General features: G+C 66.3%; 16 protein-coding genes. All 16 read left to right on the top strand.

All coding sequences use genetic code 11. The features are described from left to right. Positions 1–53 precede the first annotated feature (53 nt). Positions 54–749 (top strand): ABC transporter ATP-binding protein, encoded by a 696-nt coding sequence (locus ACSFBL_RS21350; RefSeq protein WP_435517823.1) that lies wholly within the window; start codon positions 54–56, stop codon positions 747–749. Between the two features lie 310 nt (positions 750–1,059). Further along, a complete protein-coding gene (locus tag ACSFBL_RS21345; protein WP_435517822.1) occupies positions 1,060–3,165 on the top strand; it encodes a 3-hydroxyacyl-CoA dehydrogenase NAD-binding domain-containing protein in 2,106 nt (701 codons plus the stop codon). A 19-nt stretch (positions 3,166–3,184) separates the two neighbouring features. Then, positions 3,185–4,654: a M20 family peptidase gene (locus tag ACSFBL_RS21340; protein ID WP_435517821.1), complete on the top strand. Its 1,470-nt coding sequence runs from the start codon at positions 3,185–3,187 to the stop codon at positions 4,652–4,654. A gap of 31 nt (positions 4,655–4,685) precedes the next feature. Then, a complete protein-coding gene (locus ACSFBL_RS21335) occupies positions 4,686–5,861 on the top strand; it encodes an acetyl-CoA C-acyltransferase (RefSeq protein WP_435517820.1) in 1,176 nt (391 codons plus the stop codon). Between the two features lie 150 nt (positions 5,862–6,011). Continuing rightward, the gene (locus ACSFBL_RS21330) at positions 6,012–6,452 is read left to right on the top strand and encodes a PaaI family thioesterase (RefSeq protein WP_435517819.1); all 441 of its coding nucleotides are present in this window, start codon (positions 6,012–6,014) and stop codon (positions 6,450–6,452) included. A 30-nt stretch (positions 6,453–6,482) separates the two neighbouring features. After that, the gene (locus ACSFBL_RS21325; protein WP_435517818.1) at positions 6,483–8,315 is read left to right on the top strand and encodes an acyl-CoA dehydrogenase; all 1,833 of its coding nucleotides are present in this window, start codon (positions 6,483–6,485) and stop codon (positions 8,313–8,315) included. Next, positions 8,315–8,512, top strand: a complete 198-nt coding sequence (locus tag ACSFBL_RS21320; protein WP_435517817.1) for a hypothetical protein — start codon at positions 8,315–8,317, stop codon at positions 8,510–8,512. Before ACSFBL_RS21325 ends, ACSFBL_RS21320 begins: the two co-directional genes overlap by 1 nt. Before the next feature lie 10 nt (positions 8,513–8,522). Next, positions 8,523–8,807, top strand: a complete 285-nt coding sequence (locus tag ACSFBL_RS21315) for a Dabb family protein (protein ID WP_435517816.1) — start codon at positions 8,523–8,525, stop codon at positions 8,805–8,807. Positions 8,808–8,821: 14 nt separating this feature from the next. Continuing rightward, the gene (locus tag ACSFBL_RS21310; protein WP_435517815.1) at positions 8,822–9,616 is read left to right on the top strand and encodes an SDR family oxidoreductase; all 795 of its coding nucleotides are present in this window, start codon (positions 8,822–8,824) and stop codon (positions 9,614–9,616) included. Continuing rightward, positions 9,613–10,071, top strand: a complete 459-nt coding sequence (locus ACSFBL_RS21305) for a PaaI family thioesterase (RefSeq protein ID WP_435517814.1) — start codon at positions 9,613–9,615, stop codon at positions 10,069–10,071. Before ACSFBL_RS21310 ends, ACSFBL_RS21305 begins: the two co-directional genes overlap by 4 nt. 25 nt (positions 10,072–10,096) lie before the next feature. Continuing rightward, positions 10,097–11,113 (top strand): NADP-dependent oxidoreductase, encoded by a 1,017-nt coding sequence (locus ACSFBL_RS21300; protein ID WP_435517813.1) that lies wholly within the window; start codon positions 10,097–10,099, stop codon positions 11,111–11,113. Between the two features lie 121 nt (positions 11,114–11,234). Further along, positions 11,235–12,917, top strand: a complete 1,683-nt coding sequence (locus ACSFBL_RS21295) for an isovaleryl-CoA dehydrogenase (protein WP_435517812.1) — start codon at positions 11,235–11,237, stop codon at positions 12,915–12,917. A 23-nt stretch (positions 12,918–12,940) separates the two neighbouring features. Further along, entirely contained in the window at positions 12,941–13,879 is a 939-nt protein-coding gene (locus ACSFBL_RS21290) for a glutathione S-transferase family protein (protein ID WP_435517811.1), read from the top strand. A 97-nt stretch (positions 13,880–13,976) separates the two neighbouring features. Then, on the top strand, positions 13,977–14,879 hold the full coding sequence (locus tag ACSFBL_RS21285; RefSeq protein ID WP_435517810.1) for an SDR family oxidoreductase: 903 nt from the start codon (positions 13,977–13,979) through the stop codon (positions 14,877–14,879). Positions 14,880–14,985: 106 nt separating this feature from the next. After that, entirely contained in the window at positions 14,986–15,345 is a 360-nt protein-coding gene (locus ACSFBL_RS21280; RefSeq protein WP_435517809.1) for a DUF1428 domain-containing protein, read from the top strand. A 128-nt stretch (positions 15,346–15,473) separates the two neighbouring features. Continuing rightward, positions 15,474–16,754 carry a tetratricopeptide repeat protein gene (locus ACSFBL_RS21275; protein WP_435517808.1) on the top strand — a complete coding sequence of 427 codons (1,281 nt, stop codon included), beginning with the start codon at positions 15,474–15,476 and terminating at the stop codon, positions 16,752–16,754. Positions 16,755–16,761 lie beyond the last annotated feature (7 nt).

Raw genomic sequence — 16,761 nt, 5'->3', positions numbered from 1 at the left:
GCCGGGTTGGGTTGATGCGCCTTGGGTGGCGCGATGCGCGATGGACTACTGACATGCTCAAACTTCACGATATCCACGCCTACTACGGCAAGAGCCATGTGTTGCATGGTGTTTCGTTCGACGTCGGCCCCGGCGAGATCGTCGCGCTGTTGGGGCGCAACGGGTCGGGCCGTTCCACGACGGCCAAGGCCATCATGGGCCTGGTGCATGCCGAAGGCACGCTGCGGTGGAAGGAGCAGGACATCCTTCGCCGCAAGGCCTACGAGGTCGCGCACCTGGGCATCGGCTACGTGCCCGAGAACCGCGACATCTTCCCGAAGCTCACCGTGCACCAGAACCTGCTGCTGGGCCAGAAGGGCAAGGGGAAGGGCAGCCGCTGGTCCTTCGACGACATGTACGGCATGTTCCCGCGTCTCAAGGAGCGCCAGCACACGGAGGCCGGCGTGCTGTCCGGAGGCGAACAGCAGATGCTCACGCTCTGCCGCACGCTGATGGGCGACCCCGACCTGATCATCATCGACGAGCCGACCGAGGGCCTGGCGCCCAAGATCGTGGAGCTGGTGGGGCAATACCTCCGCACGCTCAAGGACAAGGGCATCTCGGTGCTGCTGATCGAGCAGAAGCTGACCATCGCCATGCAGATCTCCGATCGGGCGCTGGTGATGGGGCATGGCAGCATCGTCTTCGACGGCACGCCGGACAGCCTGCGGGCCGACGCTTCCACGCGCAAGGAGTGGTTGGAGGTCTAGCGCTCCCCCAGGCTTCGCGCACTTCGTGTCGCTGCGCCTTCCCCCTCGCCGGGGGCAACGCCTGCGGACCGGCGGAGCCGGATCCGCGGCGTTTGACGTAACGCCGTGCGAGGGACGCGTAACGGTTTGAACTTCTTGTCCCGGTAGCGACTGGACGGCGTTGCCGGGTCACTTCAAGAGTCTAGAATCCGACAAAAAAGAACACTCGTGCTTTTTGGAGACTTCGACGGCGGCGCCGCTTGGCGCTACGCTGGACGGTCGCCCGGATCTGTATCCCGTTTTATCTTCTTCACACACCAAGGAACGCAGCATGACGGCTGAATACAAAGTGCTCGGCGATGTCGCCGTGATCACGATGACCAATCCCCCGGTCAATGGCCTCGGTTTCTCGACCCGCATCGGCATCACCGACGGTCTCTCGAAGGCCATCGACGATCCGGCCGTCAAGTCGATCGTCATCACCGGCGCGGGCAAGGCCTTTTCCGGCGGCGCCGACATCAAGGAGTTCGGCACGCCCAAGGCGCTGCAGGAACCCAACCTGCTGAGCGTGATCCTGGCGCTCGAAGCATCGTCGAAGCCCATCGTGGCGGCGATCCATTCCGTCTGCATGGGCGGCGGCCTCGAACTGGCCCTGGGTTGCCACTACCGCGTGGCCGCACCCGGCACCAGCGTCGCACTGCCCGAAGTCAAGCTGGGCCTGCTGCCCGGTGCCGGCGGCACGCAGCGCCTGCCGCGCGTGCTGGGCGTGGAGACCGCGCTCAACATGATCGTGAGCGGTGAGGCCGTCAAGAGCGAGATGCTCGCCTCCCTGCCGGGCCAGAAGCTGTTCGACAAGCTCGCCGCATCGCCTGAATCCCTGTTCGACGAGGCCGTCGAGTTCGCCAAGTCGGTCGCCGGCAAGACGGGCGAGGCGCTGCCGCTGGTGCGCAACCTGCCTTGCAAGCATCCGCAAGGCGATGCCTACTTCCAGTTCGCGAAGAACATGGTCGGCGGCATGTCGAAGAACTACCCCGCGCCCCTCAAGTGCGTCGATGCGGTGCAGGCGGCGACGAAGATGAAGTTCGACGACGGCATGGCCGAGGAGCGCCGTCTCTTCACCGCGCTGATGTTCACGCCCGAATCGATGGCGCTGCGCCATCTGTTCATGGCCGAACGCGCCGCTTCGCGCATTCCGGATGTCGCCGACGACACGCCGCAACGCCCCATCAAGTCGGTGGGCGTGATCGGTGCCGGCACCATGGGCGGCGGCATCTCGATGAACTTCCTGAACGCGGGCATCCCCGTGAAGATCCTCGAGATGAAGCAGGAAGCCCTCGACCGCGGCATCGCCACGATCAAGAAGAACTACGAAGCCCAGGTCAAGAAGGGCAAGCTCAAGCAGGACAAGTACGAGCAACGCATGGCGCTGCTGAGCACCACGCTGAGCTACGACGACCTGAAGGACGCGGACCTCATCATCGAAGCCGTGTTCGAAGAACTGGGCGTCAAGGAAAAGGTCTTCAAGGAACTGGACCGCGTCGCCAAGCCCGGCGCCATCCTGGCCTCGAACACTTCCACGCTCGACGTCGACAAGATCGCTGCTTTCACGAAGCGTCCGCAGGACGTGGTCGGGATGCACTTCTTCAGCCCGGCCAACGTGATGAAGCTGCTCGAAGTCGTGCGCGGCAAGGAAACGGCCAAGGACGTGCTTGCCACCGTCATGTCCACCGCCAAGAAGATCAAGAAGACGGCAGTCGTTTCCGGCGTGTGCGACGGCTTCATCGGCAACCGCATGATCGAGCAGTACTCGCGCCAGGCCGGCTTCCTGCTGGACGAAGGCGCGACGCCGCAGCAGGTCGACAAGGCCATCGAGAAGTTCGGCTTCGCGATGGGTCCGTTCCGCATGGGCGACCTGGCCGGCAACGACATCGGCTGGGCGATCCGCAAGCGCCGCGCCACCGAGATCGCCGACATGAAGTACAGCCGCACGGCCGACAAGCTCTGCGAACTGGGCCGCTTCGGGCAGAAGACCGGGGCAGGGTGGTACGACTACCAGGCCGGCAAGCGCGACGCGATCCCGTCCGACCTGGTCAACAAGATGATCGAGGACCACCGCAAGGAAATCGGCATCACGCCGCGCAAGATCTCCGATGAAGAGATCGTCCAGCGCCTTGTGTACGCCCTGGTCAACGAAGGCGCGCGCATCCTCGAGGACGGCATCGCCTCCAAGTCGGGCGACATCGACATGGTGTACCTGACGGGCTACGGCTTCCCGATCTGGCGCGGCGGCCCGATGCACTACGCATCGCAGGTCGGCCTCTACAACGTGGCCGAGTCGATGAAGCGCTTTGCGAAGAACCCGCGCGACGACGCGAGCTTCTGGCAGCCGGCGCCGCTCATCCAGAAGCTGGTGGCCGAAGGCAAGTCGTTCAGCTGACCGGAGGCGAGACCGCTTTATGCTGAAACGCGTTTTCCTTGCGTTGCTGCTGGTGCTCGGGGTATTGGTAGCGGCAGTGGCGGTCAACACCTGGCGCACGCCGTCGCGGCAACTTGCCGTGGCGCCCGCGCCTGCGCTGGTCATCGACAAGGAGGCCGCCGCGAAGCGGCTGTCCGGTGCGATCCAGTTCCGCACGGTGTCCAGCCTCGAAGACCCCGCCGCGAACAACGCGGAGTTCGACAAGCTGCACGCCTACCTGGCGCAGCAGTTTCCCAAGCTGCATGCCACGCTGAAGAAGGAAGTGGTCGGCCAGAAGGCGCTGCTCTACACCTGGACCGGCTCGGACCCCACGGCCCAGCCCGTGGCGCTGATGGCGCACCAGGACATGGTGCCGATCGCCTCCGGCACCGAGAAGGCCTGGACGGTCGATCCCTTCGCCGGCGAGATCAAGGACGGCTTCGTCTGGGGTCGCGGCGCGCTCGACAACAAGGGCAACCTGATGGCCCAGATGGAAGCCATCGAGATGCTGATCGGCAGCGGCTTCCAGCCCCGGCAGACGGTCTACCTTGTGATGGGCGACGACGAGGAGGTGAGCGGCCTGCGCGGCGCATTGCCCATCGCCGAACTGCTCAAGTCGCGCGGCGTGCGCCTCGACTGGGTGCTCGACGAAGGCCTGCTCGTGCTCGACGGCGTGCTGCCCGGCCTTTCGAAGCCGGCGGCGCTGATCGGCCTCGCGGAAAAGGGCTACGGCACCTTCTTCCTGTCGCTCGACACGGCACCGGGCCATTCGTCGATGCCGCCGGCGCACAGCGCCATCGGCACCATGAGCGAGGCACTGGCGCGGCTGGAAGCGACCCCGATGCCCGGCGGCATCCGTGGCGTGGCGGGCGAGATGTTCGGCACCCTCGCGCCGGAAATGAGCGGCATCAACCGCGTGATGCTCTCCAACCTGTGGCTGACCCGGCCGCTGGTCGAGGGCCAGCTCCAGAAGAGCCCGAGCAGCAACGCGATGCTGCGCACGACCACCGCGCTCACCATCGTGCGTGCCGGCAACAAGGACAATGTGCTGCCAGGGCGAATCGAAGCCGCGGTCAACTTCCGCATCCTGCCGGGCGACACCATCGACAGCGTGGAGGCGCACCTCAAGCGCGCCCTCGGTAACGATGCGATCCAGGTGAAGCGCTATCCGGGCAACTCGGAGCCCTCGCCGGTCTCGCCGACGGACGGCATCGGCTACCGCTCGATCGAGACGGCCGTGCGGCAGGTGTTTCCGGACGCCATCGTCGCACCGGGCCTGATGACGGCCGCGACGGACTCGCGGCACTTCAGCATCCTGAGCGACTCGGTCTACCGCTTCTCGCCGTTCCGGGTGCAGAGCGAGGACCTCGCGCGATTCCACGGCACCAACGAGCGCATCGCCATCGCCAACTACGGTGAGGCGATCCAGTTCTATCACCAGCTGCTGCGCAACACCGCACAGCCCCAGTAACCGTCATTCCTCTTCTTCAAAGGACCTCACCATGACCAGCGCCGTCATCGTTTCCACCGCCCGCACGCCGCTCGCCAAGAGCTGGAAGGGTGCCTTCAACATGACGCACGGCGCCACGCTCGGCGGCCATGCGGTGCAACACGCGGTGCAGCGCGCCGGCATCGATCCCGCGACAGTGGACGACGTGATCATGGGCTGCGCCACGCCCGAGGGCGCGACCGGTTCCAACATCGCGCGCCAGATCGCGCTGCGCGCCGGCCTGCCGATCACCACGTCGGGCATGACCATCAACCGCTTCTGCTCGTCGGGCCTGCAGACCATCGCGACCGCCGCGCAGCGCATCATCGCCGGCGAAGGCGAGGTCTACGTGGCCGGCGGTGTCGAAAGCATCTCCTGCGTGCAGAACGAAGCCAACAAGCACATGCTGGCCGACCCCTGGCTCGTAAAGCACAAGCCCGAGATCTACTGGAACATGCTGCAGACGGCCGAGCAGGTCGCCAAGCGCTACAACATCGGCCGCGACGCCATGGACGAGTACGGCGCTGCCAGCCAGCAGAAGGCCACCGCCGCGCTCGAAGCCGGCCGCTTCAAGGACGAGATCGCCCCGATCACGGTGCTGGCCGGCGTGGCCGATCCGGTGATGGGCCTGCGCACCAAGGAAGTCACGATCGAGAACGACGAAGGCATCCGCGCCGGCACCACCAAGGAAGGCATCAGCGGCATCCGCCCGGCCATCCCCGGCGGCCTGATCTCGGCCGGCAATGCCAGCCAGTTCTCGGACGGCGGCGGCGCCTGCGTGCTCGTCGATGAAAAGTACGCCGAGCAGAAGGGCCTGAAGCCGATGGGCCGTTTCCTCGGCTTCGCGGTCGCGGGCTGCGAGCCCGACGAAATGGGCATTGGCCCGGTTTTCGCGATCCCGAAGGTGCTGAAGCGTCTCGGCCTGAAGGTCAGCGACATCGACCTGTGGGAACTGAACGAAGCCTTCGCGGTGCAGGTGATCTATTGCCGCGACAAGCTCGGCATCCCGGGTGAACTGCTGAACGTCGACGGCGGCGCGATTGCTGTGGGCCACCCTTACGGCGTGAGCGGCCAGCGTCTCACGGGCCACGCTCTGATCGAAGGCAAGCGCCGTGGCGCCAAGAAGGTCGTCGTGACCATGTGCATCGGCGGCGGCATGGGTGCAGCCGGCGTCTTCGAAGTCCTCTGAAAATGACGTTCTCCCCCAGGCTCGCGCACTTCGTGCCGCTCTCCACCCCCTCTCCGGGGGCAACCTCGGCGGCCCGGCCAAGCCGGTTCCGCGGGGTTTCTGGATGGGGCTGCGCCGGCTTTGTCCGCGAAAGCGTGGTGGAGAACTGAAATGGCGTCTCAAGCACAGGTCTCGCCCGAGCAGTTTTTGGCCATGGGCAGGCAGGTGCTGGCGTCGCAGCCTTTCAGCGCGCTCATCGGCGCGGAAATGCACGCGCTCTCGCCGGGCTTCATCGACCTCCAGTTGCCGGTGACCGACAAGGTCCGGCAGCAGGACGGCTTCGTGCATGGCGGGGTGGTGAGCTACCTGGCCGACAACGCGCTGACCTTCGCGGGCGGCACCGCGATGCAGGTGCCGGTGGTCACCGCTGAGTACAAGATCAACTACGTCCGTCCGGCCATCGGCGAGCGCCTGATCGCGCGCGCCAAGGCGGTGCATGTGGGCCAGTCGCAGGCCGTGTGTACCTGCGAGGTCTTCGCGGTCACCGGCGGCGAGGAAAAGCTCTGCGCCCTCGCACAAGGCACCATTGCACGGTCGCCATCCCATCCATAGATCCCTCCAATTCGCGCAGCGAACAGATCCATGAGCCTTCGTTCCACCCTCGATTTCCTTCTCTACGACTGGCTCCAGGCCGAGTCGCTCAGCCAGCGGGAGCGCTTCGCCGACCATTCGCGCGAAACCTTCGACGCGGTGCTCGACACCTGCGAGCGCATCGCGCGCGACAAGTACGCGCCGTTCAACCGCACCGTCGACACGCAGGAGCCGCATTTCGACGGCGAGAAGGTCATCCTGCCGCAAGCCACGCACGACGCGCACAAGGCCTTCGTCGAATCGGGCATGCTGAGCGCGGCACAGAACTACGACATCGGCGGCATGCAACTGCCGTACACCTTGTCGGCGGCCGCGAACAGCTTCTTCGCCATGGCATCGGTCAGCATCGGCTCGAACATGCTCACCAGCGGCAACGCCAACCTGCTGATGGTGCACGGCACCGAGATGCAGAAGGAGGTCTTCGCGAAGAACGAATTCGCCGGGCGCTGGGCGGGCACCATGTGCCTGTCGGAGCCGCAGGCTGGTTCCAGCCTCAGCGACGTCGCCACCCGCGCCGTGCCCGATGGCGCGGACTTCCAGGACGACCCCCTAGGCCCGCGCTACCGGCTCACCGGCAACAAGATGTGGATCTCGTCCGGCGACCATGAGTTGACCGAGAACATCGTGCACATCGTGCTCGCGAAGATCCCCGACGAGAACGGCAAGCTGATTCCGGGCACGCGCGGGATCTCGCTCTTCATCGTGCCGAAGAAGATGGTCGACACCGAGGGCCGGCTGACCGGCGAGCGCAACGACGTGGCGCTCGCGGGCCTGAACCACAAACTCGGCTGGCGCGGCACGACCAACACGCTGCTGAACTTCGGCGAGGGCAAGTTCCCGGTCGGCGGCAAGGCCGGCGCCGTGGGCTACCTGGTCGGCCAGCCCGGCAAGGGGCTGCACTGCATGTTCCATATGATGAACGAGGCGCGCATCGGCGTCGGCACCGCGGCCACGATGCTCGGCATGGCGGGCTACCACGCTTCGCTCGACTACGCGAAGAACCGGCCGCAAGGCCGCCCGGCCGGCCCTGCGGGCAAGGACTCGGCCAAGCCGCAGGTCCGCATCATCGAGCACGCCGACGTGCGCCGCATGCTGCTTGCGCAGAAGTCGTACTGCGAAGGCGCGCTGGCGCTGGAGCTGTATTGCGCGCGCCTGGTCGACGAGCAGAAGACCGGCGACGCACAGGCCGCCGACGACGCGCGCCTGTTGCTCGAAGTGCTCACGCCGATCGCCAAGAGCTGGCCCAGCGAGTGGTGCCTCGAAGCCAACTCACTCGCGATCCAGGTGCACGGCGGCTACGGCTACACGCGCGACTTCCCGGTGGAGCAGTACTGGCGCGACAACCGCCTCAACATGATCCACGAGGGCACGCACGGCATCCAGGCCGCCGACCTGCTGGGTCGCAAGGTGCTGATGGAGGACGGCCGCGGCCTGCAACTGCTGGCCGGGCGCATCACCGACACGATGCGGCACGCCGGCGCAGTGCCTGCGCTGGCCGGCCATGCAAAGGCGCTGGGCGAAGCCCTGCAGCGCATCGCTTATGCGACGAAGGCCGCATGGTCCACCGGCAACCCGCAGGAGGCGCTGGCCAATGCCGTGCCCTACATGCAGGCCTTCGGCCACGTGGTGCTGGCCTGGATCTGGCTGGACGTCGCGCAGCATGCGCTGGCGCGCGATGCGGCGAAGGCGTCGCCTGCCACAGCAGGGCGCGTCGCGGCTGCCGACTACTTCTTCCATTACGAACTGCCGAAGATCGGCGCCTGGCTCAATGTGGTCGAGAGCCGTGATCCGACCTGTACGGCGCTGCCCGAGGAGGCGTTCTGATGGCTGGCGCCAATGCGCATGCCAGGCTGGAGAAGTGGATCTGGATCCTGATCTACGGCGGGCTTTTCATGATCATCATCGGCATCGCGACCGGACGGACCCAGGAAGCCCTCGGCTGGTCCCTGGCCGTGCCGGGTGCGGCGTTGGCCGTGGTCGGCGTCGTGCTGATCTATGTTCGTTCACGGTACAAGGACTGAAGGAATCGCCATGATCAAACACATCGTGATGTGGAAACTCAAGAAGCCCGGCGACGCCGCACAGTTCAAGGCCCGGCTCGACAGCTGCAAGGGCCTGGTGCCTGGCATGCGCGAGTTCGAGGCGGCCGTGCGTACCGAGGGCCTCGAAGCCAACTGCGATGTCGTGCTCGTCTCGTCCTTCGACGACAAGGCGGCGCTGCAGGCGTACCTGGAGCACCCCACGCATGTCGAGGTGTCCGCGGTCCTCGGCGGCCTGCGCGAGTCGCGCAGCGTGCTCGATTTCGAAACCCATTGATCCAGGAGACAACCATGACTGCACGCAGCATCCAGAAACTTTTCGACCTCACCGGCAAGGTCGCGCTCGTCACCGGCGGCTCGCGCGGCCTCGGCCTGCAGATGGCGCATGCGCTTGGCGAGGCCGGCGCGAAGATCATGCTGAGTTCGCGCAAGGCCGATGACCTGGAGCAGGCCACCGCCGAACTGCAGGCCGCCGGCATCGACGCGCGCTGGATCGCCGCCGACTGCTCGAAGGAGGAAGACACGCGCCGCCTCGCCACCGAGACACTGGAGCGCATGGGCGCGGTCGACATCCTGGTGAACAACGCCGGCGCCAGCTGGGGCGCGCCGGCCGAGGACCATCCGGTCGAGGCCTGGGACAAGGTGATGAACCTCAACGTGCGCGGCTACTTCATCCTCGCGCAGCAGATCGCGCGCGGCTACATGATCCCCAAGAAGTCGGGGCGCATCATCAACATCGCCTCCATCGCGGGCCTCAACGGCAACCCGCCCGAGATGCAGACGCTGGCGTACAACACCTCGAAGAGCGCGGTGATCGGCTTCACGCACACGCTGGCGGCCGAATGGGGCAAGTACAACATCAACGTCAACGCGATCTGCCCGGGCTTCTTCATGACCAAGATGGCCGCCGGCCTGATCAAGTTGATCGGCGAGGAGAAGATGGCCTCGCACGCGCCGCTGGGCCGTCTGGGCGACGACGAGGACCTGAAGGGCGTCACGCTGCTGTACGCGAGCGACGCGGGCAAGCACATCACCGGCCAGTGGCTGGCGATCGACGGCGGCGTGAGCGTCGTCCTTGGCGCATGACCACGCCCGACGACGCCAACCTGCGGTCGTACGTGGACCGCATTCCCTTTGCGCGCCACCTGGGCTTCGAGATCGCCAAGTTCGAAGGCGGCGAATCCGAGCTGCACTACACCGCGAAGCCCGAGCACCTGAACACCTTCGACGTGACGCACGGCGGCGCCTGCATGACGATGCTCGACATCGCCATGGCCGCCGCGGCACGGAGCGACACGCCGGAGATCGGCGTGGTGACCATCGAGATGAAGACGACCTTCATGGCGCCTTCCATCGGCCCGCTCATCGCGCGCGGCAAGCTGCTGCACCGCACGGCGACGATGGCATTCACCGAAGCGAAGATCTACGACGCGCAGGAGCGCGTCTGCGCCCATGCGACCGGCACTTTCAAGTACGTTAAGCGGCGCCTGCCCACCGGTCCGGGCAGCGCCAACGAAATGCGTCCCCCGTCCACCGACTGACCGAATTTTCCAAGCGAGAGACACCATGCCCACCAACAGACAACAGATCCTCGACAACCGCCCCGAAGGCGAAGCCGTCGCCGGCAATTTCAAGCTGGTCACCACCGAGACGCCTCCGCTCAAGGACAACCAGGTGCTGGTTCGCCACCACTACATGAGCCTGGACCCCTACATGCGCGGACGGATGAACGACGCCAAGAGCTACGCCCAGCCACAGCCCCTCGGGCAGGTGATGCAGGGCGGCACGGCCGGCGAAGTGGTCGAGAGCAAGCACCCCAAGTACGCCGTCGGCGACAAGGTCGTCGGCTTCGGCGGCTGGCAGGAATACAGCGTGGTCGATGCGTCGCAGTCCGGCGCGCTAAAGAAGGTCGACACCACGCACGTGCCGCTGTCGCACTACCTCGGCGCGGTCGGCATGCCCGGGGTCACGGCCTGGTACGGGCTGGTGAAGATCATCGATCCGAAGCCCGGCGAGACGGTCGTCGTCACGGCCGCCAGCGGCGCGGTCGGCAGCGCCTTCGGTGCGCTGGCCAAGGCGCGCGACTGCCGGGTGGTGGGCATTGCCGGCGGCCCGGACAAATGCAAGTACGTCACCGACGAGCTGGGCTTCGATGCCTGCATCGACTACCGCGAGCATCCCGACGTCAAGAGCATGAGCGCGGCGCTCAAGGAAGCCTGCCCAAAGGGCATCGACGGCTACTTCGAGAACGTCGGCGGCTACATCTTCGATGCGGTGCTGCTGCGCACCAACGCCTTCGCGCGCATCGCGCTGTGCGGGATGATCGCGGGCTACGACGGGCAGCCATTGCCGCTGGCGAATCCGGCGCTGTTCCTGGTCAATCGCCTCAAGCTCGAAGGCTTCATCGTCAGCGAGCACATGGAAGTCTGGCCCGAGGCGCTGGCCGAACTCGGCGGCTTGGTGGCGAGCGGCAAGCTGCGGCCGCGCGAGTCGGTTGCGCAAGGCATCGAATCGGCACCCGAAGCATTTCTCGGCTTGCTGAAGGGCCGGAACTTCGGCAAGCAACTCGTCAAGCTGGTCTAGGCTCGCCCCCAGGCTGCGCGCACTTCGTGTCGCTTCGCCTACCCCCTGACCGGGGGCAACACCGGCGGACCGGCGGAGCCGGGTCCGCGGTGTCTCACGATTCTTGCGAAGGGAGGCTTCTATGAGTGACGTTGCAACGCATGAGGTCTTCAACCAGCCGGCGCCGTTGACCGGCTACAACCTTTTCGAGACCAACCGTCCGTTGCGCGATGCGTTGAAGTTCAACGCGCCGCAGCTGGAACTGGCGCCGCTGCAGCATCTGGGTGCCGTGGTCGGCACTCCGGAGATGCAGACGCATGCGCGGCTTGCGAATACGCAGACGCCGGTGCTGCATACGCATGACCGGTTCGGGCGGCGGATCGACGAGGTGGAGTTTCATCCGAGCTATCACGCGCTCATGGCGGCGGCCGTGGGAGCGGGGCTGCATGGGGCGCCTTGGGGGGGCGGCCCCCACCCTAACCCTCCCCCAGGGGGGGAGGGGACACGGACATCGCCGCATGTGCAACGGGCTGCCGGCTTCATGCTCTTTACCGAGCTGGAGCCATCGATGCTCTGCCCGATCTCGATGACCTATGCGGTGACGCCCGCATTGCGCGGCAATGCGGGCCTCCATGCGGACTGGGGGCCGAAGCTCACGAGTCTCTGGTACGACCCGGCCCTCAAGCCCTGGCACGCCAAGCCCGGCGTGACGATGGGCATGGGCATGACCGAGAAGCAGGGTGGCTCGGACGTGCGCGCCAACACCACGCGGGCGGTTCGCGCCGGCAGCGACAACTGGGGCGAGCGTTACGAGATCACCGGCCACAAGTGGTTCTTCTCGGCGCCGATGTGCGATGCCTTCCTCGTGCTGGCGCAGGCGCCCGCGGGTCTGACCTGCTTCTTCCTGCCGCGCGTGCTGTCGGACGGCACACGCAATGCCATCCACATCCAGCGGCTGAAGGACAAGCTCGGCAACAAGGCCAACGCCAGCTCCGAAGTCGAGTTCCACGGCGCGAGCGCCTGGCTGGTCGGCGAAGAGGGTCGCGGTATTCCGCAGATCCTCGAAATGGGCACGATGACGCGCCTCGATTGCGCGCTCGGCACCAGCGGCCTCATGCGGCAGGCCCTGAGCCTCGCGCTCAACCACACCACGCAACGCCAGGCCTTCGGCAAGCCGCTGATCGAGCAGCCGCTCATGAAGAACGTGTTGGCCGATCTCGCGCTCGAAAGCGAGGCGGCCACCGCGCTCGCCATTCGCCTCGCGCGCGCCTTCGATCACCAGGACAGCGAACACGAACGCCTGATGGCGCGCCTGCTCACGCCGGTCGCCAAGTTCTGGATCTGCAAGCGCGGCAGCCATCTCGCGCAGGAGGCGATGGAATGCCTCGGGGGCAACGGCTACGTGGAAGAGGGCGGCGAAGGCGTGATGGCGCGGGTCTACCGCGAGATGCCGCTTAATTCCATCTGGGAAGGCGCGGGCAACATCATGGCGCTCGACCTGCTGCGCGGCTTGCGCAAGGGCGACGCCGTCGCCGCGCTGGCTCACGAACTGGCACCGGCGCGCGGCGTCGATGCGGCGCTCGACCGGCTGGCCGACGCGCTGCCCGCCCGCATCGAGGCAATGGCGACGGAGGCCGAGGCCCGCCGCCTCGCGCAGGACGTGGCGCTGGCGGTGCAGGGCGCCTTGCTCGCGCAGACCGCGCCGGCTGCCGTCACCGCCGCCTTCTGCGCATCGCGCCTCGGCGGCGACTGGGGCTACGCCTTCGGCACACTGGGTGCGGGCGTGGATTTCGATGCGATCATTGCGCGCGCGCAGCCTCGCTGACTCCGACCTCACCAAGGACTTCCATGGCAGACCTGATCCTCCACCACTACGCGACTTCGCCCTTCTCCGAAAAGATCCGTCTGATCCTGGGCTACAAGAAGCTCGCCTGGAAGTCGGTGATCATTCCGCAGATCATGCCCAAGCCCGAGCTCCTGACGCTCACGGGCGGCTACCGCAAGACGCCCGTGCTGCAGATCGGCGCTGACATCTATTGCGACACGGCGCTCATCTGCGATGTGCTGGAGCACCTGGCGCCGACGCCGTCGGTCTACCCGGAGCCGGGCAAGGGGCTCTCCCGCCTGGTCGCCCAGTGGGCCGACACCTCGCTGTTCTGGGCCTCGATGGCCTACAGCTTCAGCGGCAAGGGCGCGGCGGACGTCTTCGGCAAGGCGCCGCCCGAACTCGCCAAGGCCTTCGGCGACGATCGCAAGGCGATGAGCACGAACATGGTCCGGCTGCGCCCCGGCGATGCCGCAGCGGCCTACAAGTCCTACCTGCGGCGCCTGCCCGACATGCTGGACGACACCGACTACCTGCTGGGCGCCTACCCGACCGTGGCGGACTTCGCCAGCTACCACCCGCTGTGGTTCACCCGCAAGCGCACGCCGTCGATGGCCGGCATCCTGCAGCTCACGCCAGCCGTGGGCGACTGGCTGGACCGCATGGCCGGCATCGGCCACGGCACCATGGAAACCTTCGACGCCGCGCAGGCCATCGAGGTGGCGGCCGCCTCGGAACCGCACACCTTGCTCTCGGACAGCACCTTCCAGGACGAGCACGGCATCGCGCTCGGCTCGCGCGTCACGATCGCGGCCGAAAGCTTCGGCCCCGAGCCGACGGAAGGCGAACTGATTGCCGCCTCACGGACGCACTACACGTTGCGCCGCACGGGCGACCGCATCGGCACGGTGAACGTGCACTTTCCGCGGATCGGCTACGTCCTCAAAACCGTCGAAAGCTGATGCACCGCCGCTGCGCGGGCACCTTCGCGACTGCGTCTTTCGCCATTCCGTCATTCAATAGCGTCTCCGCAGAACAGAGACGAAAGGACACGCGCAAATGATTCAGGACTTCAAGGGCACGACAGCCGTTTTGACCGGTGCAGGATCCGGCTTCGGCCTCGAATGCGCGCGCATCGGTGCGGCGCGCGGCATGAACCTCGTGCTGGTCGACGTGCAACAGGACGCGCTCGACAAGGCGCAGGCAGAGATGGAAGCCGCCGGCGCGCAAGTGCTCGCGCGCAAGGTCGACGTGGCCAATGCCGCGCAGATGGAAGCGCTCGCGAAAGACGTGAAGGCCCGTTTCGGCGCGCCGCATTTCGTCTTCAACAATGCCGGCGTGGGCGCGGGCGGCCTCGTGTGGGAGAACACCGTCGCCGACTGGGAATGGGTGCTCGGCGTCGACCTGTGGGGCGTGGTCCACGGCGTGCGCCTGTTCACGCCGATGATGCTGGAAGCCGCCGCCAAGGACCCGGCCTACCGCGGTCACATCGTCAATACCGCCAGCATGGCAGGCCTGCTGACGCCGCCCAACATGGGCATCTACAACACGGCCAAGGCGGCGGTCGTCAGCCTGACCGAGACGCTCTACCAGGACCTGAAGCTGGTCACCGATCAGGTCGGCGCCAGCCTGCTGTGCCCGTACTTCGTGCCGACCGGCATCACGCAGAGCGAGCGCAACCGGCCGGGCTCGCTGCCGACCGGCGAACTCACCAAGAGCCAACTGATCGGCCAGGCCATGAGCAACAAGGCCGTGAGCAGCGGCAAGGTGACGGCCGCCGAGGTCGCACACAAGGTCTTCGAAGCGATCAGTGCGAACCAGTTCTATGTGTTCAGCCACCCCAAGGCGCTGGGCAACGTGAAGAGCCGCATGGAGAACATCGTCTCGATCACCAATCCCGCCGATCCTTTCCTGGAGCGGCCGGAGATCGGCGCGAACCTGCGCGCGCAGCTGCGCTCGTAATTCCCGCGCCGGCCGGCAGGGGCATGGTTGGGCCGGGGGGCAGGGCTGCCTACACTGAACTTCACGGTTCCGTGCCGTCAACCCAACCCCCCAAGGAGATCCCGTCATGGCCTACGTCGATGGATTCGTGCTCCCGCTCCCCAAGAGCAATGTCGAGAAATACCGCGAGATCGCGACCAAGGCCGGCAAGGTCTGGCGCGAGCATGGTGCGCTCGAATACCGCGAATGTGTTGCCGACGACGTGAAGTCCGGCGAGCTCACGTCCTTTCCGCAGAGCGTGAACCTGAAGGACGACGAGACCGTCGTCTTCGCATACATCGTCTTCAACTCGCGCGCCCATCGCGATGAGGTCAATGCCAAGGTCATGAGCGATCCCCGCCTCAACGAGATGATGGACATCAACAACATGCCCTTCGACGGCAAGCGGATGTTCTGGGGTGGCTTCGAGACCCTGGTCGAACTCTGAGGATTGAACGGTCTCGGCAAGTCAAGGAAGCTTCCCGAATCAATTTGACGGAATTGCCGCCCGATCGCTGCTCCCTAAGATGAATCGCTTTTTGGCCCGCTTCGTCCGGGCAGCGAAAAGGGAGCGTCATGAGCATCAAGAAGAGCGTGCGGCGGGCGCCGGCGCGAGGCCCGTCGGCGCAACTGGCGCGCCAGTTCCAGATGCATGCGCAGCGATTCTCCGAGGCGATGGCGCGTGCGGACTACGCCGCCGCCGGCGATGCGGCCGAGGCCGCGTTGAAGATGCAGCCGAACAATCTTGGCGTGATGGGCGACTACGCATTGAGCCTGATGCGGCAGAAGCGCTTCGATGAGGCGTACGAGGTCTACCTTCGCGTCTACAAGGCCAACGAAGGCCGCGTGCTGCCGGGTCAGACCTGGTTGGATGGCCTGGCGGAGGTCTGTGGTTGGCTCGATCGACCTGAAGATGCGCGGCGCTTCGGCGCGGCGTCGCTCGAGCAGGCCGATGCACGACTCGGGCAGGGGCCGGCAAATCCCATTCCGGCAACCGCCCCGCCGGTCTTCGAGGCCGACCGTCCCGATCGGAACGTCATCGCCTACACCCTGTTTGGCGACAGCCCGCGCTACTGCGAGCCGGCGGTGAAGAACGTCGAGGTCGCGTTCAACCTGTTCCCGGCCTGGCGCTGCAGGGTCTACCTCGACGACACGGTTCCGGCGGAAATCCAGCGTCGTTTGCGAGGTGCGGGCGCGCAGGTCGTGGACATGTCGGGCCAGGCGCGCGATGGCGTCCACCCATTGATGTGGCGCTTCCTCGTTGCCGACGACCCGGGCGTGTCACGCTTCCTGATCCGGGATGCGGACTCGCTGCTTTCAGAGCGCGAGCAGGCGGCGGTGGCCGAATGGATCGCGAGCCCGTTCTGGTTTCATCACATCCGCGACTACTTCACCCACACCGAACTGGTTCTCGCCGGCCTGTGGGGCGGGTGCCGGGGCGTGCTGCCGCCGCTGAAGCCCCTGATGCAGCACTGGCTGGCGAAGCAAAGCGACGTCACCCGCTTCGCCGACCAGATCTTCCTGCGCGAACGCGTGTGGCCGACCTTGCGCCAGAGCGTGCTGAACCACGACGAGGTCTTCGGCTTTCATGGTGCGCGTCCGTTTCCGGCGCATCCGCCGATCCGGTGGGGCACTTCGAAATTCCATGTCGGCAGCAACGCCAGCTACCAGGGAATCCAGGGTTCGAGCGACAAGGCCGACGGGGAGCGGCAGACCTGGACCGTGCTGGACGAGCGGGGCGAGGCGGTGTGCACGTACAGCGCACCGGTTCGGGGTCGGCGCTGGCGGGCCGACCTGCCGTTCTTCCTCGTCGAGCCGATCGCCGCCGGCCGGTGGAAGGTCGAACTGGTGTCTTAGCCCGTAG

It is taken from the genome of Variovorax glacialis (assembly GCF_051216375.1).
Taxonomy (GTDB): Bacteria; Pseudomonadota; Gammaproteobacteria; order Burkholderiales; family Burkholderiaceae_C; genus Variovorax.
The sequence above is the reverse complement of the archived record's forward strand: the minus strand, read 5'-3'. Positions and strand labels throughout refer to the sequence as shown.

Bases quoted from the DNA above. Each gene is read 5' to 3' on its own strand.
- ACSFBL_RS21350 (WP_435517823.1), top strand. From the start codon at position 54: ATGCTCAAACTTCACGATATCCACGCCTACTACGGCAAGAGCCATGTG.
- ACSFBL_RS21345 (WP_435517822.1), top strand. From the start codon at position 1,060: ATGACGGCTGAATACAAAGTGCTCGGCGATGTCGCCGTGATCACGATG.
- ACSFBL_RS21340 (WP_435517821.1), top strand. From the start codon at position 3,185: ATGCTGAAACGCGTTTTCCTTGCGTTGCTGCTGGTGCTCGGGGTATTG.
- ACSFBL_RS21335 (WP_435517820.1), top strand. From the start codon at position 4,686: ATGACCAGCGCCGTCATCGTTTCCACCGCCCGCACGCCGCTCGCCAAG.
- ACSFBL_RS21330 (WP_435517819.1), top strand. From the start codon at position 6,012: ATGGCGTCTCAAGCACAGGTCTCGCCCGAGCAGTTTTTGGCCATGGGC.
- ACSFBL_RS21325 (WP_435517818.1), top strand. From the start codon at position 6,483: ATGAGCCTTCGTTCCACCCTCGATTTCCTTCTCTACGACTGGCTCCAG.
- ACSFBL_RS21320 (WP_435517817.1), top strand. From the start codon at position 8,315: ATGGCTGGCGCCAATGCGCATGCCAGGCTGGAGAAGTGGATCTGGATC.
- ACSFBL_RS21315 (WP_435517816.1), top strand. From the start codon at position 8,523: ATGATCAAACACATCGTGATGTGGAAACTCAAGAAGCCCGGCGACGCC.
- ACSFBL_RS21310 (WP_435517815.1), top strand. From the start codon at position 8,822: ATGACTGCACGCAGCATCCAGAAACTTTTCGACCTCACCGGCAAGGTC.
- ACSFBL_RS21305 (WP_435517814.1), top strand. From the start codon at position 9,613: ATGACCACGCCCGACGACGCCAACCTGCGGTCGTACGTGGACCGCATT.
- ACSFBL_RS21300 (WP_435517813.1), top strand. From the start codon at position 10,097: ATGCCCACCAACAGACAACAGATCCTCGACAACCGCCCCGAAGGCGAA.
- ACSFBL_RS21295 (WP_435517812.1), top strand. From the start codon at position 11,235: ATGAGTGACGTTGCAACGCATGAGGTCTTCAACCAGCCGGCGCCGTTG.
- ACSFBL_RS21290 (WP_435517811.1), top strand. From the start codon at position 12,941: ATGGCAGACCTGATCCTCCACCACTACGCGACTTCGCCCTTCTCCGAA.
- ACSFBL_RS21285 (WP_435517810.1), top strand. From the start codon at position 13,977: ATGATTCAGGACTTCAAGGGCACGACAGCCGTTTTGACCGGTGCAGGA.
- ACSFBL_RS21280 (WP_435517809.1), top strand. From the start codon at position 14,986: ATGGCCTACGTCGATGGATTCGTGCTCCCGCTCCCCAAGAGCAATGTC.
- ACSFBL_RS21275 (WP_435517808.1), top strand. From the start codon at position 15,474: ATGAGCATCAAGAAGAGCGTGCGGCGGGCGCCGGCGCGAGGCCCGTCG.